Here is a 24,415-nt window from a genome sequence, read left to right on the forward strand (position 1 = left end):
AGACTAAATAGTGCTGTCTTTGGACATCTGCTGTAAAATTTATTCAAATACAAGAATTTGTTTCTTATAACACGATTTTGGCAGAGCCAACATGCTCACAGAAACATCCAAGCTGTCCTGCAAAGAACATCGCTTTTTAAGCATAAAAAATTTCAAAACTCTATTTAGAGAGTCCGCAGAAATCGACAGCTCCGTGGCGCGGATACAGGCGCACGAATGATCAGCACAAGCGTCCCTAGTATCCTTCCTCTTAACCGTTTCCTAAAAATGGCGGTCATGGCTGGTATCGAAAGCGCCATCCAAATTCACATCGACCGGGGCGACGACCTCAATGCTCGTGATGGAAATGGACTCACCCTTCTCATGCTATCGGCGGGCCGCAATAAATTTTCGATGTGCAAATTTCTGCTTGATGCAGGAGTAGACAAAGACCTGCTTGATCCCTCTGGAAAAACTGCGTATGCCATCGCGGTCGCCGCTGGCGCGCACGAAGCAGTAGCAATATTGGAGGCGGCGGTCACCTTGCAGCTTGGGGTGTTTGGTGCTCAAGGTCTGAGCATGATCGATCCTCCAGATGAACACATCATGCCTCTGGAATCACAAGCGCTTGAATGCACCACATCTCTTGCCGCAGTTGACGTGACTCAAACTGATACGGTTCCACATAATTTTCACTTCGACGCAAAGGAATTGAGCGAACTAGAAAGCGTATCCGAGTTTGACTTGATCGGCTGGGAGCCAGAGGAGGACGCGTCTCCTCCCGAAGTCGATCCGTCTGTCGCCCAAGCTGCCAGCGCGATCCAGGTATCCATTTCGAAATATGAGCCCATAGACTCGTCGGAAGACTGGGAAGACATTGATGTCTACCTACCAGAGCGATCGCTACCGCTCGCTCGCACTAGTGATGCAGAGGCCCGCGAACTGCTACGTTTATTGCTGCTTCGAGCCGCTCGTGAAGGCAGTGTGCCTAGCGCTGCGGTCAAAGCCTTGTCGCTGAACGATGACCAATCGGCAAACCCAGAAGCGGAGGCGCTGCTAACCATGGTCATCAATGACGTTGGCGCCGAAGTCGATGAGCGATTCGAATACGCCAAGCCTGACGAAAATTTCGAGGTCTACGTCAACCCTGAGGAAACACCGGACGAAGAAGAAATAGTTACCAATGCCTTCGCGTTTATTGACAACTTGGCCTCACGCTACTCGGAGCCCTTGCGCATATACCAAAAAGAATTTCAGCGCGAGAGGCTAATTTCTGCCGAAGAAGAAGTCTTCCTAGGTAAAGCGATGGAAGTCCAAATGGAACGAGCACTTGACGCCCTGGCAGCTTGGCCACGCGGGATTGATCTGACACTGGCCGCCGGCAATATTATCAAGACCAAACAAAGGCCTCTGATTTGGCTATCGCTTGGACCGATCGAAGCTGAGCCAAACCTTGAATCAACATCTGAAGGCGAAAGCGATGCAGATATCGCGGCTACAGATCAGGCGGAAGAGGAACTCGAGGCCGATGAAGAGTCGCAGTTCGATAGTGACCTCCCACTCGGTAGCTTCACGTCAGAATTTTCGGATGCGATGGACAGGCTCGCTAGTCTTCCAGTAGGACCAACGCAGCGCGGAGCGAATTGGGCAGCAATCCGTGAAACGCTGTCGTCGCTCCGACTGAATCGTCGCTTCCTTCTCGAGCTGGCAAATGCCGAAACCGACGGTGCCCAAGAATCGGCGATGCAATATGCCAGCGCGATAAAGGGATACCAGATCGCTCGCGAACGAATGGTGGCTGCCAACTTGAAGCTCGTGTTCCATCTTGCCAAAAAGCATCTTTATAGCGGAGAGCCCTTGGACGACTTAGCACAAGAAGGAAATATTGGCCTATTGAAAGCCGTCGAGCGCTACGATTGGCGGCGTGGCTTCAAGTTCTCCACCTATGCCACTTGGTGGATACGCCAACACATTGGGCGCTACATCGCAGACAAATGCCGGACTATTCGCGTTCCGGTCCATGTCTATGGGAGTGTTCAGCGCCTAGCTCGTGAAACGCGCGAATTTGAATCAGAGAATGGACATTCGCCTGAGCTCAATGAAATAGCGGCCCGCTTAGACATGCCTGCTTACAAAGTGTCTGCACTTCAGCGACTCGCGCCTGAACCGATATCAATACATGACCTATCAATCGATGAACTAATAGCCGCCGATGCTCTGTCCGATTTCGTTTCACCAGACCCTTTTGACATTGCGTTCAAATCCGATGTGCACAAAACAATTGACAGAGTTTTGGCTACGCTCAAGCCGAAAGAAGCACAAATTATTCGACTGCGCTATGGCATCGGGATTAATGACTCATTGACGCTAGACGACATCGGACAACGATATGAAGTCACAAGGGAGCGTATTCGCCAGATTGAAGCCAAAGCTATCCAGAAGTTGATGCAGCCTAGCAGGATTGATGCTTTATCGAACGTGTTTTTTGGCTATCCTTTTTCCAAAGAGAGCAAGGGGCAAGAGAACAGCTCCCTGTCTAGCAGATCCAAGCCGTCAGCAGACGTCAACTCGATACAGTCCCAACTTGCGGCTAGGCCGACTCCTGATGGCACGTCATCACCTGTAAAGACGTCAAGCATCGATAAATTCCTAACACAGGCTATGGCCTTAGGTGTTTCTGTGATCGACGAACGCAAAGAAGCATCAGGAAAAATATGGATCAGTTTTATTGAAACGCCCGACGGCCGTTACAAAAAATTAGCCCGTAAGCTGCTTGCTTTGGGGTTCGAATTCATCCCAGAAAAAGGTTATTGGAAATGATTTCAAAGACACGAAGCGCGCCGCCGCGTGCGATGGCAATGCTTGAGGCATTGCGCGGCTTGGGCTACTCAACGGCAGCGGCTCTGTCTGATATTATCGACAACAGCATTTCAGCTGACGCGAAAGAAGTCCGTATCGATTTCACTTGGAATGGGCATACCAGCCGCATAGCCATTCTCGACAATGGGTTAGGCATGGACGATGCAGAGCTCGAAAATGCCATGCGTCTTGGCGATAAAAACCCACTTGATACTCGTGCCATCAACGATCTGGGTCGTTTCGGCATGGGCCTTAAAACAGCTTCTTTCTCGCAATGCCGAAGGCTAACTGTAGCCGCTGTCAAAGACGGCATCACAAGCTGTCTGCGCTGGGATTTGGACGAACTCGCAGCGGATCCCAGTGGAGGTTGGCTTCTTTTCGAAGGACCAGCTCCGGGATCGAAACCTTTCATCACAGGCTTAAAAGGAAAGAAAGCAGGCACGCTGGTCTTATGGGAAACGATGGACCGTGTGGTCACTTTCGGTTACACATCTGATGATTTCCATGACCTCATCGATAACGTTGAGTCTCATTTAGCGATGGTCTTCCATAGGTTACTAGAGGGCCCACGCCCGAAACTCAAACTACTTTTAAACGGCCGCTCCGTCACACCTTGGGACCCATTCATGTCCGGCCATCCAGCGAAGCCGTGGACATCGCCAACCACGAACCACGCCACCGGTTACGGTGCCGTCTCCGTGCAGTGTCATGTATTGCCTCACCGCGATAAGTTATCGATTGCGGAGTTTGAAGCCAACGCTGGCCCCGCTGGCTGGACCGCTCAGCAGGGATTCTACGTCTACCGTAACGAGCGCCTCCTAGTAGCAGGTGGATGGTTGGGATTGGGTAACGCCCGAGCATGGAACAGGGAGGAGGCACATCGACTAGCCCGCATACGCCTGGATATCCCAAACACAGCCGATGCAGACTGGAAAATTGACGTTCGCAAATCGACTGCTCGTCCACCTGTGTCGCTTCGCCCTTGGCTTATGTTGCTGGCCGAAAATACACGTGAGCGCGCTCGACATGTATTTGCCTATAGAGGAACGCCAGCGCCAGCTAAAGGCGGTATCCCCATTGAACAGGCTTGGCGTATCGAACGACTTAAGGCAGGCATGCGATATCGGATCGAAGAAACGCATCCATCCGTCGCTGCCGTTCTGGAAAGCTCAGGAACGCTTGCTCCGTTGATCAAGTCGATGCTTCGGGTAATCGAAGAAACAGTCCCCGTGCAGCGCATCTGGCTCGACACCGCCGAAAACAAAGAGACTCCAAGAACCGGCTTCGAGGGCGAACCCAATGCAGCCGTGATCGAGGTCGCTGGCGTACTCTTCAATGACCTGATAGAACGCAAAGGCCTGAGCGTTGAGGAAGCACGCAAGTCGATGTCGCGCACTGAACCATTCCAAAAATATCCAGCACTCGTCGCAAAACTAGGGAGTCAAAAATGACCGTAGCAGAAGAGGCAGCAGCGCAAGCGCAATTGCTCGAAGATGTCATCGCCACCGCGCAGCGGCTGCTGAAGGCAGAAAAGGACTCGTCAAAGATCACGCCGTCCTACATCGCTGAGAAGGTGAAGTTGGCCGCAGCGACGTTCGCGAGCGATCCGCCGGTCCCTTTGAACGAGGCCAAGGTAGTTGCCACTCTGATCCAACGATTCAGTCACCGGATGGGCAAAGCCACTACCCTCGTTGACAACACGGGGCACTTCGATTGGCTCACTGCCTCCCGGAAGAAAGATTGGCATTACTGGCGCCGCTATCGAGACTATCAGGAGTCCAAATTGTCTGACGTGGTCGTTGATGGACTCGACGAAGCGACCGATGACATTCTCGGACTCCTCGAAGACCCACTGCGGACAGATTCCTGGGATCGGCGGGGGCTCGTGGTCGGGCATGTCCAATCGGGGAAGACCAGCAACTACACCGGCTTGATCAACAAGGCCGCCGATGCCGGCTACAAGATCATCATTGTGCTGGCCGGCATGCACAACAATCTGCGCTCGCAGACCCAGATGCGCCTTGAGGAAGGATTCTTGGGCTACGAGACGACGGTGAACCGCGACGCTGGTGCGGCTATCGGCGTGGCTGCGTTTGGCGAAGACCTGAAAACAAACTCAGCGACGACAAGAGCGGAAAACGGCGATTTCAGCAAAGCTATCGCCAAGCATTTTCACGGCATTTCCCCGGAAGAACGTCCTTGGCTCTTCGTGGTCAAGAAGCAAAAAACTGTGCTGACAGAACTCCTTAAATGGATTCAAACACGCGTGACTGATACTCAAAGCTCGCTACCCGATTGGAGATTGGTAACCAAGCTGCCGCTTCTCATGATCGACGACGAGGCCGACAATGCTTCGGTGGATACAGGCGAACAGGAATTCAACGATGATGGAGCACCCGACGAGGAACATCAGCCAAAAACCATCAACAGCCTGATTCGCCAACTACTCCACTCCTTTACTCGCAAGGCCTACGTAGGATACACGGCCACGCCATTCGCCAACATCTACATCCACCACAAGGGTGCTACTGCCAAGGAAGGCCCCGACCTCTTTCCCAAGGCTTTCATCATAAATCTAGCGGCTCCGTCGAACTATGTCGGCCCCTCGCGCATGTTTGGGAAAGTAACCAAGGATGGCCGCATGGGAGCCCTTCCGCTCGCTCGCAGCATCTTGGACCACTATGCCCCAGAGTCTGACTCGGGATGGATGCCACCCAAGCACAAAAAGACACACGTTCCGCTCCACAACGGTCAAGAAACGATACCACTTTCTCTGCGCGATGCCATTCACCACTTCGCGCTTGTCTGCGCGGCGCGCGAATTGCGCGGCCAAGGGACCGAGCACAGCTCCATGCTGATTCACGTCACTCGATATGTGTCTGTCCAAGACCATGTTCGAGAGCAAGTCGAGGAAACAGTGCGCCGCATGCGCCAGAAAATCACCCGAGGCAGCCACGCCGGCGAGTTGCTCGCGCACATGCGCAAGCTCTGGGACGAGGACATTGTCCCTACACGTGACAAGGTCGTAGAGCTTTCTCCCGCCGAGGAGCACCCTCCTGAACTGCCATCATGGGAGGAAGTGGTAGCGAAACTGCCGGATGTGCTTAGCGACATTACCGTCCGCTCCATCAATGGAACGGCCAAAGACGCATTGGACTACGCAACGCCTGGTGCCGCGCTCAAGGTCATAGCCGTCGGCGGCGATAAGCTCGCTCGGGGCCTGACCCTTGAAGGCCTCTGCGTGAGCTACTTCGTCCGCTCGACAAAGATGTATGACACCCTGATGCAGATGGGCCGCTGGTTCGGCTACCGGCCTGGTTATTTGGACCTCTGCCGGCTCTACACATCGCCGGATTTGGTGAAGTGGTTCGGCCATATCGCCGACGCGTCCGAAGAACTGCGCGAAGAATTCGATTTCATGGCAAAGGCGAAGCTCACGCCAGAACAATACGGTCTCAAGGTCATGTCTCACGAAATTCTAACAGTTACTTCGCCATTGAAAATGCGCAACGCTCAGACGCTGTCCCTGACATACAGCGGCACTCGGCCTCAGACTATCCTATTCCACCGGGACTTCAAAGTGCAGAAAGAGAACCTCGCTTCTACCGACGCACTGATCTCCTCTCTGGGGATGGAGTTCGTGGAGGCTCCGAAATATCCGCGCGATAGCGAAGCCGACTATTGGCCAGGTGCGCGATTGTGGAGAGACGTGGATGTGGAAAAAGTGCTTACATTCTTGGGGAGCTATACGACCCACCCGAATGCCACAAGCGCCAAGGCGGTGGTCCTCACGGATTTCATCACCAAGATGCTCGACATCGGAAAATTGAAACAATGGAGCGTTGCACTCTTGACAGGCGGCGAAGGAGATGGCGAAGAGCATATCTTCCCTGGTGACTTTAAGGTTAGCACCTTCCAAACACGCAGGACCGACGATCCTGACTCGCCAGGCGTCAAGGACCCAAGCATGTTTGCCATCGGTGTGCTAACCGACCCAAAAGACGAGGGCATTGACCTCAATGACGATACTTGGCGAGATGCACTCGTACGCACGCGCGCGGCCTGGAAGCAAGACCATGCGCGCGGGCGTCTGAATCCACCAACCAGCCCCAGTGGCAAAGGCATTCGCGAGGCGAGAGACAAGCTCGGTGGCGATGCGGATCGCGGCCTATTGCTGCTCTATTCGCTTGCTCCCTACTACAAAGGCAAGGAAAAGCTTCCTGAAAATCTTATTGTACCTGGCTGGAACAAACCCATCATGGCCTTCGCCATCGCGTTTCCCGCGAGCGAAAACGGAATCCGGGTGGAATACGAAGTGAACCTTCTTTATTGGATGCAGGAATATGGCCCGACCGAGTAACGATTTTCTCATGGCATGGTCTTCGCTAACGGGCGCCGACATTGAACCAGGATGGCAGGCCATCTGCCTCCCCTCATCTGGGCCACTTCAAGTGCGCGCCGGCCGCCGCTCACCTGACAACAGCGAGGCGGTATTGGTGGGATTCCCCACGGCGCGGCTCGCAGCGGCCGACAAACTCCCCGAAGGCCAGGGCTTCGCGGTCGAACGAGCAGACCCCGAAGGCAGCGGCAAGCTTTGGCTCGCCTTGACCCGAAAGTCTGCCGGCAGTGCAGAGCTTTTCGCCGCCATGGCATGCGATGTCATCGGAGCTCTCGATGACGCGGTGGCGGCAAGCGCCGATGAAACCAAACTCTTGCGAGTCATCACAAGACGGGTTGGAGCTTGGCAGGAATTCATGCGCAAGGGAACGCAAGTTCTCAGCCCCGAGGCCGAGATTGGTTTGATCGGTGAGCTCACGCTGCTTCGCGCCATCATCGACGCAGGAGTTTCTGCCGCGCTTGCCATTGAATCCTGGATCGGCCCACTCGACGGCATACAGGACTTCGAGCTCGGCACTGGGGCATTGGAGGTCAAGACCACGTTATCAACGGCAGGTTTTCTGGCCAAGATCGGTTCGCTCGAACAGCTCGACGATTCCACGCGCCAGCCCCTCTTTGTGGCCGGCGCTCGGCTGCGGCAAACCGAAAGTGGACAGAACCTGTCCGCGATCGTCGAAGCAATACGATTGGCTATCAAAGGCGATGCCGAAGCAGAACGGCTCTTGACTGAGCGTCTGCTCGCTGCGGGCTACATAGACGCGCACGCCGAGCGCTATCCACGACGATTTGAACAGGTAGGAACACGTGTTATCGAAGTAGTGAGTGACTTCCCGCGTCTGACCCCGGGAAATGTACCTGCGGGTATCATGAGAACCATGTATGAAATTGACCTCGATAAGGTGCCTGGAAAAAACGTCGGCACAGAGGGTGCATTAAAAAAATTGGGAGCAATCTAAGTATGAATTTGACTGAATTTCTGTGTGAGACGCAGGCCACCGTCCGCTCGCAAATGCGAGATGGAGCACTATATGAAGAATTGGTATTCGCTGGTATCGTAATGGATCACATGTCGGAAATCGGCATGACGTTCGAACCGGTCGAATGTCACTTTGAAGGCAAGGTAGGCAATGCGAATCTGAGGCTTAGCGGCTACTCCGTATCAGAAGATAGCGACCAACTCGACCTGTTTGTCAGCCTATATGATAACGTCGATACTCCTACGCCAATTCCAGACTCCGAAACCAAGACTGCCGTGGAGCAATGCCTGCGATTTCTGACGCTTTGCGCGGAGGGCAAGATGGCTCAGAAACTTGATCCTTCTAGTGACGTGCGCTCATTGGCTGAGACATTGCATGGCATCTACAACGACTTGGAACAAATCCGTGTCTATGTCATCACTGACAAAGTCGCGAAGTCCAAGAGCTTCAAGACACGCGATATCGGCGGGAAGGCCGTGCGCCTGGAAGTCATGGACATCGAGCGCCTCCATCGTCATTGGTCTGAGGGAAAACCACGTGATGAACTAGTCGTGGATTTTACTGAAGTTTCGGGAGCACCTCTCCCGTGCGTTTTTGTGCCTGGAGAAAACGATGATTATGACTATGCCCTTACTGCCGTTCCTGGCGAGGCTCTACGACTACTCTACGAAAAATTTGGCGCGCGTCTTCTCGAAGCCAATGTCCGATCCTTCCTCAGTGTTAAAGGCAAAGGGGTCAACTCTGGCATTCAGACTACTTTACGAACAGCGCCTGAGCGCTTCATGGCCTACAACAATGGCATCGTGATAGTAGCCGATGAAATGCGCTTGGGCAAACCGGGAGATGGATCGGCCGGGATCGCATGGCTGAAAGGGCTCCAAATCGTCAATGGTGGCCAGACGACAGCCTCGCTTTATTTCACCAAGAAAAAATATCCCGACACCGATCTGAGCCATGTCAGAGTTCCGGCCAAGATTATCGTGATGAAGACCCAGGACTCCACAAAAGAAGAGGCGCTTGTCTCTGACATATCGCGCTTCGCCAACAGTCAGAATGCAGTCAAGCAATCGGATCTCTCGGCGAACAAGCCCTTCCATGTCGAGATAGAAAAGCTCTCTCGTTCGATCTACTGCCCGGACGGCATCGGCCAATGGTTCTACGAGCGCGCTGCGGGCAGCTATAACACCCTTCTAGCCCGCGAAGGGGCGACACCAACAAAGCTTAAGGCGTTGAAGGATGCAATCCCGACGGCCCGGCGCCTCACCAAAACTGACTTGGCAAAATACATCACCGCGTGGGACCGCAAACCTGACATCGTCAGTCTTGGCTCCCAGAAGAACTTCGACCGTTTCATGGCCTCGCTCACTCCGTCCGATGCCCAAGAGACGGCGCTGCCCACGGTACCCGAATTCAAAGCCATGATCGCCAAGGCCAAAATTTACAGGGACTCCCAAAAACTTCTACGTCCTATGTTCCAGGCGTTTCAAGCCAACGTCACCGCCTACACTGTCTCGCTGCTATCAGAAAAGCTCGGAAGTCGCATCGATCTTGATCGCATTTGGGCAAAGCAGGCTGTTTCCCCCGAGCTGCTCTCACAGATCGCAGTCTGGGCTAAGGAGGTCAACGATGTGCTCCACGCCTCCGCTGGTGGTCGCATGGTTTCTGAATGGGCCAAGCGGCCAGAGTGTAAAGATGCCGTGATGAGTGCGAGCTATTCGGTAGCCAAGTCCAACATCCCCGAGGTCAGGGCGATGTAGGATGCCCTCGACAGTAGCAATCGACAAGGAATCGACACATGACAGACATCGTGCCGCCCTCAGTCCGAAGCCGGATGATGTCTGACATCAAGGGGAAAAACTCTCAACCCGAGATGCTGGTAAGACGAATCTTATTTGCCGCTGGGTACAGATTTCGGTTGCATCGTCGCGATTTACCCGGTACGCCCGACATCGTCATGTCAAGCCGAAAGGTCACCATCTTCGTGCATGGTTGCTTTTGGCATGCTCACAAGGGATGCAAATACTTCAAAATTCCGGCTACGAGGCGCGACTTCTGGGTTAAAAAACTAGAAGCCAATGTCGAGCGGGACAAAAAAGCCATTGAGAAGTTAATAGCCATGGGCTGGCGAGTTCTATGCGTTTGGGAGTGCGCCACTCGAGATCACGAAACAGTCAAATCATTGGACAATAAAATTGTCCAATGGATCAATAGCGACAAGCAGTTCGGAGAGATTGGCGGGCCACTGGCCTAACTATCCAATAACAGCTATTGCGTTTCCTGTAGCGAAGCCAAGAATTTATAGACGACTTTTGCAATTTTTCTGGCCAATAACGGAGGAACTGCATTTCCTATCTGCCCATACTGCTCAGTTCTACTTCCTTCGAAAAAGTAATTATCTGGGAAAGTCTGCAAACGCGCCGCCTCCCTTACTGTGAGACTTCGGCACTGAACAGGATCGGGGTGAATGTAGTAATGCCCATCCTTCTTGATGTGCGCCACAACAGTCGATGAGGGAGCATTTCCAATTTGAACCCGGAATCGGTCCGCGAAAGGGATCTCCTCTGCATCCACGTTCATGTGGTCCGGCATCAGCTTGGGCGGAAAATCATACAACGTGGGTGCATAGCCCATTTCTTGGGCGAAGCAAGCTGCAAACAGGTAGCGGTGCAAGTCCGACCGCATGTGGCTACGAGTTTCGTGCTGCAATACTCCGCCTAATCGGTTATCCAGATACCACGAGCGCAGCTCTTTAGGCATTTCAGTGCTCGGTGTCACTTTTGTGGGGATAAAACTTCCTCCTGACGAGACCAACTTCTCTGCCTTCGCGGCCGTTTTCAGCATTAGCGCCTCAATCCTACCGCGCAAAGGTGACCGCCATAAATTCAAACTCGATCGGGCCTTTTTCATGACCCCGTGCCATGCCTGATGCGAGTCCGGCTCTTTGGAGAGTCGACTCCTCAACGACGGTAGACCTGACAATGCAACTGTCACTCCAACCTTTGGAGTGGTTTTTCTTAGCAAGAATCGACGCGTCGTTTGCGCGAGTGCCGGAGTACTCTCGGCAACATCGGACCTGATTCCAAATAAGATTACGCGGTGACGACTTTGTGGGACACCATAATCATCTGCCTCAATCACGTAGTCACTGGGTTTGAGTTCGTTGCCCTCAACAACCAGTGAGCGAATTTGATAGCTAAGGCCATCCTTAGGGGCTGAAAGGTCGCGCAAAATACGCTCGAATATTTTGGAGCCACCATGCTTGGAGCTGAGCATACCCTTGACGTTCTCCATCACAAAGACCGATGGCTCAAACTCTTGAATAATCCGCAGATATTCCGTATAAAGAAAATGTCTCTTGTCGCTCTCGAAAGCTTCTGGATCCTTTCCTCGAAGACGCGAGCGTCCAGCGGTCGAATAGGCTTGACAAGGCGGCCCTCCGATTAACACCCAATTGGTGTTGCTGCCTATGCCTTCCCTAATCCAAGCATCGATGGTTTCGTGAGGCGTTGCCCCGAGTTCAGCGCAACGAGCCTCCTTCGCTGCTTCTTCCTCCGCACTTTTGATATCCGGGTGCTTAAAAAACTCTTCACGAGTAATATCACCGCGCACATACTGATAATAACTGTCCGGGGCATGGCCCTTAGGAAATTTTCTAAACAAAGCTCTTAGCATCAAAGTTCGATGGGCGACAGGATCTTTCTCAATCGAGACTTTGACGCCGAATCGTGGGAGCCCATTTTCGTCCACAATGGAAGAAAATCCTTCACAAAGTCCCCCCGGACCGGCGAACAAGTCGATCACCGGAATTTTGCTACGCTCTGCCATCAATTTTTTCTTTATATCATTCGTCCAAGGGTCATCCAGCCCCCCACGATAAAACGGTGAGCACTGTCACCATTACACCACTACATAATAACCCTCAAAGCCCATCATTTTATCCCATATCGTTACATCTCCACCAACGATGTCAACGTCAAACACATCGATAAAATTGAGAACAATAAATATAACTGTTCAGCCGGGGACTGGCTGAATCGGGTTTCCGGCGAAGGCGCGTTGCAGGACCGGGACAGCGAGCATGCCGTGGCCCTGTTTGCGTAGCGTGTCCAGACAGGAGCGGATGACGCAGAAGTTTTGCGCGCCCAGCAAGGTACGGAACGAGCCGGAGATTTTCTGTTTCACCTTCAGCATGCGGATGGCGCGTTCGCCGAGGTTGTTGGTGAACGGCACGGCAGGATCGGACACGAACAGCAGCACCGCGTCGGCATGCCGGCGCAAGCGCTGCAACAGGTTGAAGGCGACCGATTGCTTGACGCGGCCAGCCTTGCCAGTGGGCTTGAGTCGGGCGGGATGCCGTCGTTCGCCTTCGGCCAGAATGGTGTCGTAGAAAGTGCGCAAGGCCGCCTTGTCGGCGTCGCCAAGGATGATGTTTTTGCGCTGCGCCGCCTCGCGCAATTCGTTGGCGCGCAGCAGCAGTTCGCTCATCCTGGCGGGCCAGCGCTCACCGGTTAGTTCTTGAACGTAGAGCAGTTCGCGCAGAAAATGGGCGTTGCACAGGGCGTGCGTGCCGGGTAATTGCCAGTACGGCACCCAGCAATCATGGATCAGCACGCCAATGCACTGCGGCAGAATGGCTTGCGCGGCGATTGCCTCCATGCCGCGCTTGGCGTGCACGCCATACCATGTCTAGCTGTCATTGGCGGCCACATGCAACCAGTGCAATTTCCCTTGGACGCGCAGACAAAGACAAATCAATAGCCGTCGCTACCCACTACAAGGTACGAAATTCGGGTACAAAAAACATTGCGCAAAAATTTTTCCTGCCTCCGTCTAATCGAATAAGAATTATATTTTCAATAACTCATTGAGATGTCCCAACGCCGTCTCGGATAGAGCGCGTAACAATGCCAATACTCCCATCAACCAATCCCGGAGACATCATGGCACTCGACGTGTATCTGCAAATCGACGGCATCAAAGGCGAATCGACGGACTCCGGGCATCAAGGCTGGATCGAGGTCACTTCTGCGCAGTGGGGCGTCATGCAACCAAAAAGCGCCACCGCATCGACGGGCGGCGGCCATACCGCCGAGCGGTGTGAGCACCGCAGCCTGTCGATCACCAAGCTGGCCGACTTATCCTCACCTCTGCTGATGCAAACCTGCTCCGCTGGGCGGACGATCCCAAAGGCCAAGCTCGAATTCATGCGCGCCGACGGCAACGGTAATCCCGTCAAGTATTACGAGGTCGATCTGGAAAATGTCTTGATCGGCAGCATGGATCAAATGGTGCATGAGGGTAGCGTCTTGCACGACGCTATCGGACTGAAATTTTCAAAAGTGCTTTGGAAGTACACCCAGCAAAAAATTGGCGGCGGCGCCGGTGGCAACACGACCGGTGGCTGGAATCTTTCGACCAACCGCATCGCGTAAGGGAACGAACCATGCTTGAAGTCCAACCCAAGGATACACGCGGCTTATTCGTGGTTCCGCAAGCCCCGGAGGATGCGGGTTACTACGTGTATGGCACGCCGGGGAGCGGTGCCGGCCAGTATGCACACCCTGCGATGATGACCGCCATACTGCGCGTGGAGCGTGAATGGCAGGCGATCGACAGTCGAAAGTTTGGCGTCGGGAATATCAGTCTGGCTAACGGAACCGCCTATGGCAAGCACAAAACGCATAAAAGCGGCTTGGAGGTGGATATCCGTCCGCTACGCAAGGACGGTCTTCACGTTGCGGTATATTGGTACAACGAAGAGTATGATCGCACCGCAACGGCGAGACTCATCGAACTTTTTCGAGTTTATACCAGCGTGTACAAGGTATTATTTAACGATCCCGATATCCCATTCGTGCACCGCTTCAAGGATCACGACCATCACTTCCACTTGGAATTGAGAACCTGAGATGAAAAAATTATCGGGGCTGATATTAAGTGTAAGTGCCATCGCCGTGCTTTCACTGGCTTATGCAGGTGAAAAAAACTGGGGCGAATACAAGCCGTTCAAGGGCTCTTACCTGATCTACTCGAACGACTTGGGCGAGCAGGAGCCGCCTACGCGGAATGATCGTAAAATCTCTTTCATGGTCACCGGGACCATCGCCAAGGATATGTTTGACTCGATGTCTCCTGACTCAAAAGACAGTTGCAGTTCAGACAAAGACTATCGTGAGCGCAATAAGGACAATGTCTCCTGCACCCTGGATCACGGCGAATATGCGTGCCACTTCGGATTTAACCTGCGAACCGGCAAGAGCATTGCTGGAGCAATTTGTTAATGTTCCAATTTTGATGGACTGATGCGTTGTGTGCCGTGAAAGCTTGCTCAGCCGAAACCTAATTAGCACCACAAACGCGCGCCCTCGGCGCGCGGGGCTGCCGCGCAGCGGCAGCAGTTGGGCGATTCGGAGAGGCTCGCCCCGGCAGGGGCGATGCCTTCGAATCCCCCGCGCAAGCCCCGCAGGGGGCTTGCTTCTCTCCGCCACAGGCGAAAAAAAAAAGCTACCCGAGGGTAGCTTTTCTTTTTTTCGTCTGTGGCGGAGAGAGGGGGATTCGAACCCCCGATAGGCTATGAACCTATACACGCTTTCCAGGCGTGCGACTTCAACCACTCATCCACCTCTCCTGCTTACTGCTATGCTTCTTCGTTCTCACGAAGCCGCGAATTATAGCAAGGATACTGAAAAGTACCAAAAAAATTTTCCCGCCCCCCTGCCCTGACCGCACCAGACTTGAAATCTCATGCAGTCAGGCAGCAGTACCGAATCAGGACGCTTCCTTGAGCTGCTCCAGGATCGCCGGATTTTCCAGCGTCGAGACGTCCTGGGTGATCGTCTCGCCCTTGGCCAGCACGCGCAGCAGGCGGCGCATGATTTTGCCGGAACGCGTCTTCGGCAAGTTGTCGCCAAAACGGATTTCCTTCGGCTTGGCGATCGGTCCGATCTCTTTGCCGACCCAGTTGCGCAATTCCAGCGCCAGCTTTTTCGCTTCTTCGCCAGTCGGACGCGCTTGCTTCAGCACGACGAAGGCGCAAATCGATTCGCCGGTGGTGTCGTCAGGACGGCCGACCACCGCCGCTTCCGCCACCAGCGGGTTGGCCACCAGCGCGGATTCGATTTCCATGGTGCCCATGCGGTGGCCCGATACATTCAGCACGTCGTCGATGCGGCCGGTGATGGTGAAGTATCCCGTGTCCTTGTTGCGGATCGCGCCGTCGCCCGCCAAGTAGATGTTGCCGCCCAGCTCTTCCGGGAAGTAGCTGCTCTTGAAGCGGTTCGGGTTGCCCCAGATGGTGCGTATCATCGATGGCCACGGCCGTTTGACGACCAGGATCCCGCCCTGCCCGTTCGGCACGTCGTGGCCGGCTTCATCCACGATCGCCGCCATGATGCCCGGCAGCGGCAAGGTGCAGGAACCCGGCACCATCGGCGTGGCGCCAGGCAACGGAGTGATCATGTGGCCGCCGGTCTCGGTTTGCCAGAAGGTGTCGACGATCGGGCATTTTTCGCCGCCGATGTTTTTGTAGTACCACATCCACGCTTCGGGATTGATCGGTTCGCCCACCGTGCCCAGCAGGCGCAAGCTGCTCAGGTCGTAGTGTTGCGGGTGTACTTTCGGATCGACGTCGGCCGCCTTGATCAGCGAGCGGATCGCCGTCGGCGCGGTGTAGAAGATGCTGACGTTGTGCTTTTTGATGGTTTCCCAGAAACGGCCGGCGTTCGGGTAGGTCGGCACGCCTTCGAATACCACCTGGGTTGCGCCGACCGCCATCGGGCCGTAGGCGATGTAGCTGTGGCCGGTGACCCAGCCGATGTCGGCGGTGCACCAGAATACGTCCTGGGGCTTGATGTCGAAACTCCATTTCATCGTCAGCGCGGCCCACAGCAAATAGCCGCCGCTGGAATGCTGCACGCCTTTCGGGGTGCCGGTCGAACCGGACGTGTACAGGATGAACAGTGGATGCTCGGCATCGACCCATTCCGGTTCGCACACCGCCGATTGGCTGGCGACCAGCTCGTGCAACCAGATGTCGCGCCCTTCGACCATCGGCAGCGTGCTGCCGGTGCGCTGGTAGACGATGACGTTCTTGATGGAATCGCAGCCGCCCAGCGCCAGCGCTTCGTCGACGATGGCTTTGAGCGGCAGTTTTTTGCCGCCGCGCAGTTGTTCGTCGCCGGTGATGACGGCTACCGCACCGGCGTCGATGATGCGCTCTTGCAGCGATTTGGCGGAGAAGCCGCCGAAGACGACCGAATGGGTGGCGCCGATGCGGGCGCAGGCTTGCATCGCGGCCACGCCTTCGACCGACATCGACATGTAGATGATGACGCGGTCGCCCTTGCTAATGCCCAGCGATTTGAGGCCGTTGGCGAATTTGCTGACTTTTTCGTGCAACTCTTTATAGGTGGCCTGGGTGACTTGGCCGTCGTCGGCTTCGAAGATGATGGCGGTTTTGTCGCCGTCGCCTTTTTCGATATTGCGGTCCAGGCAGTTGTAGGACACGTTCAGCAAGCCGTCTTCAAACCATTTGTAGAATGGCGCATTGTCTTCGTTCAGGGTCTTGGTGAACGGCTTTTTCCAGCTCAGGTGTTCACGTGCCAGTGTTGCCCAGAAACCTTCGTAATCTTGTTCGGCCGCTGCGCACAGGGTGTGATAGGCGTCCATGCCGGAAATGCTGGCTTGTCCGGCGAATGATGCCGGCGGCGCGAACACGCGCGATTCTTGTGGTCCCTGCTGCTCTGTTCCTTGATTCTCAGTACCGGCCATGCTTGTCTCCAGTGTAGTAATAGTTTGCCAACAAGATAGGCTTGGTCGCTTACGGACGCCTTACACCTTCTTGTTTTTCTGATCGCGGCACAGAAAAACGCCCGCCTAAAACTTATCCTCGTAGGCAATTTTACCCACATTCGCGGATTCTGTTCAGCTTCCCCTGCCCAGCACCCGTCATCATCTGTCGAAAAAAATAAAAACAGCCTGTTTTTTTTGCAAAGATTGAGGCGTATCAATACCTTCCAGGCCGATCAAGGCCATACGCATGTACTGGCAGCAAGTGTAAAATGTCGGGCATGCCCCTATTAGGTATTAATTCCAGGAAATCCCAATGCTCGACCAGAACATCAAACAAACCACCAAACTGCATCCTTTGTCGGCCTTCATTTTCATGTCGCGCTGGCTGCAATTACCGCTGTACCTGGGCTTGATCCTGGCGCAATGCGTGTATGTATTTCATTTCTGGGTCGAGCTGTCGGACCTGATCGGCGCCATCTTCGGCAACGACGCCGCCTTGCAGCACATCCTGACCGCGGTCGCGGTGCCGGGCGCGCCGCTGCCGACCAGCCTGAACGAAGCCACCATCATGCTGGTGGTGCTGGGCTTGATCGACGTGGTGATGATTTCAAACTTGCTGATCATGGTGATCATCGGCGGTTATGAAACCTTTGTGTCGCGCATGCACCTGGACGACCACCCAGACCAGCCGGAATGGCTGTCGCACGTCAATGCATCGGTGCTGAAAACCAAGCTGGCGATGGCGATCATCGGCATTTCATCGATCCATTTGCTGAAGACCTTTATCAACGCGACTTCTTATCCGATGAATGTGGTGTTCGCGCAGACCGCGATTCACCTGGTCTTCATTATTTCGGCGCTGGCGATTGCTTATACCGACCGCATCATGACGGTCACGCAAAACCAGGCCCGCCCGCATTAATTATTCATTTTCCTTATTTCTACTGACTCTGTCTTACACACTCGCGAGAACACCATGACTGTCATAAAGCAAGAAGACCTGATCGAATCCGTCGCCGCCGCGTTGCAATATATTAGCTATTACCATCCGGCCGATTACATCGAGCATCTGGCGCGCGCGTACGCGGCCGAACAAAGCCCGGCCGCCAAGGATGCGATTGCGCAAATCCTGACCAATTCGCGCATGTGTGCGGAAGGCAAGCGTCCGATTTGCCAGGATACCGGCATCGTCAATGTGTTCCTGAAGATCGGCATGGGCGTGCGCTTCGAAGGTTTCAGCGGCACCGTCACCGACGCGGTCAATGAAGGCGTGCGCCGCGCCTACAATTTTGACGACAACAAATTGCGCGCATCGATCGTTGCAGACCCGCATTTCGACCGCAAGAATACCAAGGACAACACGCCGGCCGTAGTGCATATGGAATTGGTCGAAGGTAACACCGTCGACGTCAAGGTCGCGGCCAAAGGCGGCGGCTCGGAAAACAAATCCAAGATGATCATGATGAATCCATCCGATTCGCTGGTCGACTGGGTCATGAAAACCGTGCCGACCATGGGCGCCGGCTGGTGCCCGCCAGGCATGCTGGGCATCGGCATCGGCGGCACCGCCGAAAAGGCGATGCTGATGGCAAAGGAAGTGTTGATGGAAGATATCGACATGTTCGAACTGAAACAACGCGGCCCGCAAAACAAGCTGGAAGAATTGCGCATCGAACTGTGCGACAAGATCAATTCGCTGGGCATCGGCGCGCAAGGCCTGGGCGGCCTGACCACCGTGCTGGACGTGAAGATCATGATGCATCCGACCCACGCGGCGTCGAAACCGGTGGCGATGATCCCGAACTGCGCCGCCACCCGCCACGGCCATTTCGTGCTGGACGGTTCCGGCCCGGCCTATATGGAACCGCCGTCGCTGTCGTCGTGGCCTGAAGTGCACTGGACTCCGGACACCGAAAAATCGAAACGCGTCGACCTGGACACCTTGACCAAGGAAGAAGTGGCTTCGTGGCAGCCAGGCCAGACCCTGCTGTTGAACGGCAAGATGCTGACCGGCCGCGACGCCGCCCACAAACGTATCCAGGACATGCTGGCCAAGGGTGAGGAATTGCCGGTCGACTTCCAGAACCGCGTGATTTACTACGTCGGCCCGGTCGATCCGGTGCGCGACGAAGCCGTCGGCCCGGCCGGTCCGACGACCGCGACCCGGATGGACAAGTTCACCGACATGATGCTGGAAAAGACCGGCTTGATCGCGATGATCGGCAAGGCCGAACGCGGCCCTGTCGCGATCGAATCGATCCAGAAGCACCAGTCGGCTTACCTGATGGCGGTCGGCGGCGCGGCTTACCTGGTGTCGAAAGCAATCAAGAGCGCCAAGGTGCTGGGTTTTGCCGACATGGGCATGGAAGCGATCTATGAATTCGACGTGGTCGACATGCCGGTGACGGTGGCGGTCGACGCCAAGGGCACCTCGGTGCACAATACCGGTCCGAAAGAATGGCAAGCCAAGATCGAGAACCTGAGCAGCGTCGGCCAGATCCCGGTCACGGTTGCCTGACGCATCCTCGCATCAGACAGCGTCCCGCCGCGATCGCTTATACTGTACGGGACGCTGTTTTACTTCCACGAAGATCAATGTGAATCCTGCCTTACACTCTTGCCAGCCATCCGACGCGCCCATCGGCGTCTTCGATTCCGGCGTGGGCGGCTTATCGGTATTGCGCCACATCCGCGCGCAATTGCCCCATGAACACTTGATGTACTTTGCCGATTCCGGTTTTGCGCCCTATGGCGACAAGCCGGAACAGGTGGTCGTCGAACGCTCGCTGGCGATCGCCGCGTTCCTGCTGGAACGGGGCGCCAAGGCGCTGGTAGTCGCTTGCAATACCGCCACCGTCGCCGCCATCAAGGCGATTCGCGCGCGTTATCCCGAACTGCCTGTCGTCGGCGTCGAACCGGGATTAAAACCTGCCGCGGCGCTGACCCGCAATGGCAAGGTCGGCGTACTGGCGACCAGCCGCACCTTGTCCGGAGAAAAGTTCCTGTTGCTGCGCGAACAGATCAGCGCAGCCAGCCATGCGTTATTCCTGTTGCAGCCATGCATAGGCCTGGTCGACCTGATCGAACAGGGACAACTGGGCACGGATGAACACGACGCCACCAGCCAGATGCTGCAACACTATATCGCCCCGCTGCTGGAACAGGGCGCCGATACGCTGGTGCTTGGCTGCACGCATTATCCATTCGTGCTCGACGCGATCGAACGCACGGTGCAGCAGGCCACGGCCAGGCCGGTGACGCTGGTCGATACCGGCGAAGCGGTGGCGCGTCAACTGGCCCGGCTGCTGGAGGCGGCAAGCTTGCTGCGCAGTAGTGAAGCCGGCGATGGCGAGACCGCGCGTCTGCAAGCATTCGCCAGCGCCAATGTGCCGGCACTGTCACAGGCGTTTTCCAGCTTGCTGGGCTGGCATCCGCCGGTCGGAAAAAGCGGAAATCTGGACTGTCTGCAGAATTTTTAAAAAAAGCCGCATTTAGATTTGCAGGATGGCGAAGATGTTTGTATAATTCGGCACCTGTCTGGGAAACATCAAGACAAACGTAAGACAGTGGTGGCTGTAGCTCAGTTGGTAGAGTCCAGGATTGTGATTCCTGTTGTCGTGGGTTCGAGCCCCATCAGCCACCCCACAGAACAAGTAGTAAATTAAAGGGTTACATGCTTCGGCTTGTAACCCTTTTTTCTTGCCTTGAACCTTGCGTCGATGGGTCTGCTGCAAACCCTCCCTTTTCAGCCCTACCAGGTTGGCCGGGTACGCTGGTACTCAGCGGCTTCAAGGTGTTGCTGCCTCAATATCTTTCTTTTCGACTCAATGGCCGCCATACGCTCTTTATTCAATTGAGCGGCAGCATCACGCAACATGGCATCGCCACGGTCACCAAAATACACACGCCTGAACTTCGCGATACCTATTCCGTTGAGCAAGAACTCGTTCACTTTGTCTTTTGCCAGACCAGCAATCGAATCATGCACCCAGTGATCGAAAAACTCGACCACTTCGGGTGGCTGGGGCTCATCGGACAATGTGGCAACCACTTTCAATACATCACGCTCTGGAGCATCAGCATCGGAAAGCTCTGGGGATAGGTTCTGTGGCAGCCACTTTCGCCATTTTTTGAGTTTTTCAGGGAGACCATGAGCCAATCGGTCCCTGTCGCCATTATCCAAAACATCCCTCAGCACCGAAATACGCGGAGTTGCCTTCAATCCATATTTGACAATCGCAATGCTTGGGATATACGAACCAGTGGAAACAAAAGGCTGTGACACATACTGATCGTATGACTTTTCATTAGCCATGATTTTTTCTAGATCAGTTGCAACACCAGCCAAAATGGCAATAAAATGTTGCTGGGTATCACGCAAAAATTCTTGTTCAGCAATGGCTTTTTTATAAAACTGTCGCTTGATATAGCTGGTGACCTTGGGATTATTCACCGGATCATGACGTGCATGATAACGATAATTAAAATAATGTCCCATGTGTTGCTGCATCATCGTCTCCACCGGTCCAGGCTGTACTGCCGCTACGGAGCAATAATTCTTAAAAATATCTATTGTGGCTTGAGTTGGCACAAGAGCGTTTACGAATTTTTTTGCTAATTCTTTCAAGTTAAAAAATGGAGAACCAGCAATAAGTGCTGCGCAATACATTTCAAAACCAGGAATACGTGCCAAAGCATCAGTCTTCCCTTGTGCATCAATACTATAACCACCACCGATATCAGAATGGGCACCAGGGTACACATACTCTTTAACATTATTTGGGTATACACCATCAACGCGTACTGAATCTAAGGGAAATGTAGCCCGAACTTCATGCGCAGCCACTATATGAAGACAACTCTCCACTCCCCTGTGCACTTGCATATTATTACTTGCCCAAGACTGGTGCCCCTCGGATCCCAACAAACCATTACTAAAACCTCCCGCGATACCGACTGATGCTACAGTATCAAATATTCCTAAAAATTCGATGCGTAAAGGAATATCGCAAAATGTATAAGCATCATCCTTTTCATCACAGATAGCATATAACCAATTCACGAATGCGCGTGCTTCTGCCGCTCCACGTGAAAATCCATAAATAGATAAATTAATCTGCTCCGGAGCTGGCCGCCCATCAGTTCGCCTAGAAATTCTTTTCTTTAATTCCCCAGCCCAGTAAGATTTAAATACATGTTCTCTATGAAATGCGATGGATCCGATACCACCTGTATTGTTAGCAATATTTCCCGATTTTTCAGTTGAAATTAAAACATCACCATAAACATAATCGCTAATAGCATTAAAAATTCTTGTTAATCCCCATATGAGTCTAGGCTCACCATTCCATGACGCTCCCGTTCCGAGCATACCACCGTTATCCCCAATTTCCGGGAAATTTGTTCCAACACCAGGAATGTAATAACGATAGTATTTTGAGGTTCCACGCATAAGATGATCAGGGTAAGCGTGAAAGAGGCGAACCACATTGCTATGCTTTTGTTTTGCTGGTAAATTTTTAACTTGAAGATAATCTATATCTTCATTGTTTCCTGTTCCATCAAAAAAAATACCAATGAAAATTTGCCCAGTACATTTTAATTCTCTAGGTTTGTAATTATTCGTCGAAATAGCCTTTGCACGTTGCATAATTTCTCGGCTATTTAGTGGTCGATCCACGCTACGTGTTTTAAATAATTCGGGAATATTAGCAAACTGAATTTGCTCAGCATTCATTTTTTCTCCCATCCCTCTTCATAGCTTTCAACTCTTCTTCTTTGCAATATGATATCCAAGGGAATTTATCCTTTTCACTCATAGGATAAAATGGATGAGTAATAGAGCAATCAGAAATAACCAACTTCACATGATAATCATCATAAAAATGAACCTGGATTCTGCCCGGCTTTTTATACTCAGGAATATCAATTTCAATTTTCTGTGGAGGTGGTGGTGGATTTGGATCATCTTGTCTCGTATCATATGACCATTCTATATTGGCTTTTAAACCAGGCCTCCATTGTTTTGGAATCATCACACAACAGGTTTCTCCGCCACCACCATTTTCCGGATATAGATTCATTCCCATTCCATTATTAACAGAAAAACCTTCTATTATTAATGTGGAACTATGATTATATCCATTGATAGCAGCAGGTATTTTTTTTCAGAACAAGATGAAATAAATAAAAAAATGCAAAAACAAAATATATTTCCAAAAATATCAAAAAATATATCTTTAAAAGAATTTATATTATTTTCTTCTCTCATATTAAAAATCTTTTCTATTATTTACACGTTTTTTGTTTTCAATTTAAACTCAACTACAATTTACCTCAATCAATCAAATACCAGATTCAACATTGATTCTTTCTTCCATCTCGCTTCATTGCTTTTATCTCTTCTTCCTTGTCATATGAAATCCAAGGAAATTTATCTTTTTCACTCATAGGGTAAAATGGATGAGTTATAGAACAATCAGAGACAACCAACTTTATACGATGATTATCATAAAAATGAACTTGAATTCTCCCTGGCTTTCTATATTCAGGAATATCAATTATAATTTTTTGAGATGGCAAAGGAGGATTAGGATCATTTTGCTCAGTGTCATATGACCACTCTATTTCCGCCTTTAATCCGGCCCTCCATTTTTTAGGTATCATGACACAGCAGGTTTCCTTACCTCCACCACTTTGAGGGTTGACATTTGCCCCCATACCGCCATTGACAGAAAAAATTCCAATAGCAATATTTTCAGTATGATTGTAGCCATTGATACTAGCGGCAATCATCTTCTCTGAACATCCAGAAATAAAAAAAGGATCGTAGTAAAAAAAATACTTTTGTTAATTTTATCATTTTCCACCCATATACTTCATATTCACTTTAATATTTTCATAATCCAGATAAATCAGCTCTCCAGATATGCACACAGATAATTTCACATAATATTCATCACAAATATATTTAATGACAAATTAATTCAAAAAAAATTATCACGATTCAATAAAATACAATACGTGCGATGCCTGTATCTGCATTGCTCGCCATCGCATGACTCACTATGAGTCCGTCCTCGGCCGCCACTGCTCTCCATGCTGAGTCAGTGTCTCAACATCCTAGTTGCAAAATCAACACGACGTCGCACACAACACTGTCAGCCTAAGACATACAACAAACATCACCCACTGCCTCAAACAAGAGATAGCTTGACTAGCATCAATTGAATGTCTGAAATACAAATTCCTCACTACACTTTAGGGTTGCAAACTAAATAAGTTGCTTGATAATTCATCGAACGCTTCGATGAACTCATAGGAAACGGCATGGCATCCAACGTGATCGGCACAATCTTTTCCGCACTGGCGGCATTCACCAGCGCCACGCGGCTGTATGCATTGACGCTGGG

18 protein-coding genes and 2 tRNA genes are annotated in these 24,415 nt (G+C 52.6%); 13 read left to right on the top strand and 7 right to left on the bottom strand.

Going from position 1 to position 24,415, the window contains the following annotated elements:
* Positions 1 to 216: 216 nt before the first annotated feature.
* From GJA_RS26330 to GJA_RS19765, 6 genes are read left to right on the top strand one after another with little or no spacing between them, the layout of a single operon-like run.
* The gene (locus tag GJA_RS26330; protein WP_051781161.1) at positions 217 to 2,799 is read left to right on the top strand and encodes a sigma-70 family RNA polymerase sigma factor; all 2,583 of its coding nucleotides are present in this window, start codon (positions 217 to 219) and stop codon (positions 2,797 to 2,799) included.
* Positions 2,796 to 4,289: an ATP-binding protein gene (locus GJA_RS19745; RefSeq protein WP_197539846.1), complete on the top strand. Its 1,494-nt coding sequence runs from the start codon at positions 2,796 to 2,798 to the stop codon at positions 4,287 to 4,289. Before GJA_RS26330 ends, GJA_RS19745 begins: the two co-directional genes overlap by 4 nt.
* Positions 4,286 to 7,198: a Z1 domain-containing protein gene (locus GJA_RS19750; protein ID WP_038495672.1), complete on the top strand. Its 2,913-nt coding sequence runs from the start codon at positions 4,286 to 4,288 to the stop codon at positions 7,196 to 7,198. The genes GJA_RS19745 and GJA_RS19750 overlap by 4 nt, the downstream gene beginning before the upstream one ends.
* Positions 7,199 to 7,208: 10 nt before the next feature.
* Positions 7,209 to 8,192, top strand: coding sequence for a PD-(D/E)XK motif protein (locus tag GJA_RS19755; RefSeq protein WP_242404583.1), 984 nt, complete (start codon positions 7,209 to 7,211; stop codon positions 8,190 to 8,192).
* A 2-nt stretch (positions 8,193 to 8,194) separates the two neighbouring features.
* Complete coding sequence (locus GJA_RS19760; RefSeq protein ID WP_038495678.1) at positions 8,195 to 9,970, top strand: AIPR family protein; 1,776 nt, start codon at positions 8,195 to 8,197, stop codon at positions 9,968 to 9,970.
* A 38-nt stretch (positions 9,971 to 10,008) separates the two neighbouring features.
* Positions 10,009 to 10,464, top strand: coding sequence for a very short patch repair endonuclease (locus GJA_RS19765; protein ID WP_038495681.1), 456 nt, complete (start codon positions 10,009 to 10,011; stop codon positions 10,462 to 10,464).
* Positions 10,465 to 10,478: 14 nt separating this feature from the next.
* On the opposite strand, the gene GJA_RS19770 is transcribed toward GJA_RS19765, so the two are convergent.
* The gene (locus GJA_RS19770) at positions 10,479 to 12,038 is read right to left on the bottom strand and encodes a DNA cytosine methyltransferase (RefSeq protein WP_038495684.1); all 1,560 of its coding nucleotides are present in this window, start codon (positions 12,036 to 12,038) and stop codon (positions 10,479 to 10,481) included.
* Positions 12,039 to 12,227: 189 nt separating this feature from the next.
* Complete coding sequence (locus GJA_RS19775; RefSeq protein ID WP_051781163.1) at positions 12,228 to 12,887, bottom strand: IS66 family transposase; 660 nt, start codon at positions 12,885 to 12,887, stop codon at positions 12,228 to 12,230.
* A 266-nt stretch (positions 12,888 to 13,153) separates the two neighbouring features.
* Between GJA_RS19775 and GJA_RS19780 the strand changes: the two genes are divergently transcribed.
* From GJA_RS19780 to GJA_RS19790, 3 genes are read left to right on the top strand one after another with little or no spacing between them, the layout of a single operon-like run.
* Positions 13,154 to 13,645, top strand: coding sequence for an Hcp family type VI secretion system effector (locus GJA_RS19780; protein WP_038495688.1), 492 nt, complete (start codon positions 13,154 to 13,156; stop codon positions 13,643 to 13,645).
* A gap of 11 nt (positions 13,646 to 13,656) precedes the next feature.
* Positions 13,657 to 14,121, top strand: a complete 465-nt coding sequence (locus GJA_RS19785) for a penicillin-insensitive murein endopeptidase (protein WP_038495691.1) — start codon at positions 13,657 to 13,659, stop codon at positions 14,119 to 14,121.
* A 1-nt stretch (position 14,122) separates the two neighbouring features.
* Positions 14,123 to 14,494 carry a hypothetical protein gene (locus tag GJA_RS19790; RefSeq protein WP_038495694.1) on the top strand — a complete coding sequence of 124 codons (372 nt, stop codon included), beginning with the start codon at positions 14,123 to 14,125 and terminating at the stop codon, positions 14,492 to 14,494.
* A gap of 256 nt (positions 14,495 to 14,750) precedes the next feature.
* Here GJA_RS19790 and GJA_RS19795 read toward each other — a convergent pair.
* Both GJA_RS19795 and acs read right to left on the bottom strand, forming a co-directional pair.
* Positions 14,751 to 14,841: transfer RNA gene (locus GJA_RS19795), tRNA-Ser, on the bottom strand.
* 140 nt (positions 14,842 to 14,981) lie between these two features.
* On the bottom strand, positions 14,982 to 16,982 hold the full coding sequence (acs, locus tag GJA_RS19800) for an acetate--CoA ligase (RefSeq protein WP_038495697.1): 2,001 nt from the start codon (positions 16,980 to 16,982) through the stop codon (positions 14,982 to 14,984).
* Positions 16,983 to 17,316: 334 nt separating this feature from the next.
* On the opposite strand from acs, the gene GJA_RS19805 reads away from it, so the two are divergent.
* The 4 genes from GJA_RS19805 to GJA_RS19820 all read left to right on the top strand — a co-directional run bounded on the left by GJA_RS19805 (position 17,317) and on the right by GJA_RS19820 (position 20,648).
* A complete protein-coding gene (locus tag GJA_RS19805; protein WP_038495700.1) occupies positions 17,317 to 17,925 on the top strand; it encodes a TIGR00645 family protein in 609 nt (202 codons plus the stop codon).
* 54 nt (positions 17,926 to 17,979) lie between these two features.
* On the top strand, positions 17,980 to 19,521 hold the full coding sequence (locus GJA_RS19810) for a fumarate hydratase (protein ID WP_038495703.1): 1,542 nt from the start codon (positions 17,980 to 17,982) through the stop codon (positions 19,519 to 19,521).
* A 79-nt stretch (positions 19,522 to 19,600) separates the two neighbouring features.
* Positions 19,601 to 20,482, top strand: a complete 882-nt coding sequence (murI, locus tag GJA_RS19815; RefSeq protein ID WP_051781166.1) for a glutamate racemase — start codon at positions 19,601 to 19,603, stop codon at positions 20,480 to 20,482.
* A 90-nt stretch (positions 20,483 to 20,572) separates the two neighbouring features.
* Positions 20,573 to 20,648, top strand: a tRNA-His gene (locus GJA_RS19820).
* Between the two features lie 106 nt (positions 20,649 to 20,754).
* On the opposite strand, the gene GJA_RS26880 is transcribed toward GJA_RS19820, so the two are convergent.
* From GJA_RS26880 to GJA_RS26890, 3 genes are all read right to left on the bottom strand, one after another.
* Positions 20,755 to 22,740, bottom strand: coding sequence for a T6SS phospholipase effector Tle1-like catalytic domain-containing protein (locus tag GJA_RS26880; RefSeq protein ID WP_174525994.1), 1,986 nt, complete (start codon positions 22,738 to 22,740; stop codon positions 20,755 to 20,757).
* Entirely contained in the window at positions 22,730 to 23,164 is a 435-nt protein-coding gene (locus tag GJA_RS26885; RefSeq protein ID WP_081905500.1) for a DUF3304 domain-containing protein, read from the bottom strand. The genes GJA_RS26880 and GJA_RS26885 overlap by 11 nt, the downstream gene beginning before the upstream one ends.
* Before the next feature lie 196 nt (positions 23,165 to 23,360).
* Complete coding sequence (locus tag GJA_RS26890; protein WP_081905501.1) at positions 23,361 to 23,798, bottom strand: DUF3304 domain-containing protein; 438 nt, start codon at positions 23,796 to 23,798, stop codon at positions 23,361 to 23,363.
* Positions 23,799 to 24,415: the final 617 nt, after the last annotated feature.

The organism is Janthinobacterium agaricidamnosum NBRC 102515 = DSM 9628 (assembly GCF_000723165.1).
Taxonomy (GTDB): Bacteria; Pseudomonadota; Gammaproteobacteria; order Burkholderiales; family Burkholderiaceae_D; genus Janthinobacterium; species Janthinobacterium agaricidamnosum.

What these genes read in the sequence shown, in the direction of transcription:
- GJA_RS26330 (WP_051781161.1), top strand. Translation starts at nt 217, where the DNA reads ATGATCAGCACAAGCGTCCCTAGTATCCTTCCTCTTAACCGTTTCCTA.
- GJA_RS19745 (WP_197539846.1), top strand. Translation starts at nt 2,796, where the DNA reads ATGATTTCAAAGACACGAAGCGCGCCGCCGCGTGCGATGGCAATGCTT.
- GJA_RS19750 (WP_038495672.1), top strand. Translation starts at nt 4,286, where the DNA reads ATGACCGTAGCAGAAGAGGCAGCAGCGCAAGCGCAATTGCTCGAAGAT.
- GJA_RS19755 (WP_242404583.1), top strand. Translation starts at nt 7,209, where the DNA reads ATGGCATGGTCTTCGCTAACGGGCGCCGACATTGAACCAGGATGGCAG.
- GJA_RS19760 (WP_038495678.1), top strand. Translation starts at nt 8,195, where the DNA reads ATGAATTTGACTGAATTTCTGTGTGAGACGCAGGCCACCGTCCGCTCG.
- GJA_RS19765 (WP_038495681.1), top strand. Translation starts at nt 10,009, where the DNA reads ATGACAGACATCGTGCCGCCCTCAGTCCGAAGCCGGATGATGTCTGAC.
- GJA_RS19770 (WP_038495684.1), bottom strand. Translation starts at nt 12,038, where the DNA reads ATGGCAGAGCGTAGCAAAATTCCGGTGATCGACTTGTTCGCCGGTCCG.
- GJA_RS19780 (WP_038495688.1), top strand. Translation starts at nt 13,154, where the DNA reads ATGGCACTCGACGTGTATCTGCAAATCGACGGCATCAAAGGCGAATCG.
- GJA_RS19785 (WP_038495691.1), top strand. Translation starts at nt 13,657, where the DNA reads ATGCTTGAAGTCCAACCCAAGGATACACGCGGCTTATTCGTGGTTCCG.
- GJA_RS19790 (WP_038495694.1), top strand. Translation starts at nt 14,123, where the DNA reads ATGAAAAAATTATCGGGGCTGATATTAAGTGTAAGTGCCATCGCCGTG.
- acs (WP_038495697.1), bottom strand. Translation starts at nt 16,982, where the DNA reads ATGGCCGGTACTGAGAATCAAGGAACAGAGCAGCAGGGACCACAAGAA.
- GJA_RS19805 (WP_038495700.1), top strand. Translation starts at nt 17,317, where the DNA reads ATGCTCGACCAGAACATCAAACAAACCACCAAACTGCATCCTTTGTCG.
- GJA_RS19810 (WP_038495703.1), top strand. Translation starts at nt 17,980, where the DNA reads ATGACTGTCATAAAGCAAGAAGACCTGATCGAATCCGTCGCCGCCGCG.
- GJA_RS26880 (WP_174525994.1), bottom strand. Translation starts at nt 22,740, where the DNA reads ATGAATGCTGAGCAAATTCAGTTTGCTAATATTCCCGAATTATTTAAA.
- GJA_RS26890 (WP_081905501.1), bottom strand. Translation starts at nt 23,798, where the DNA reads ATGATTGCCGCTAGTATCAATGGCTACAATCATACTGAAAATATTGCT.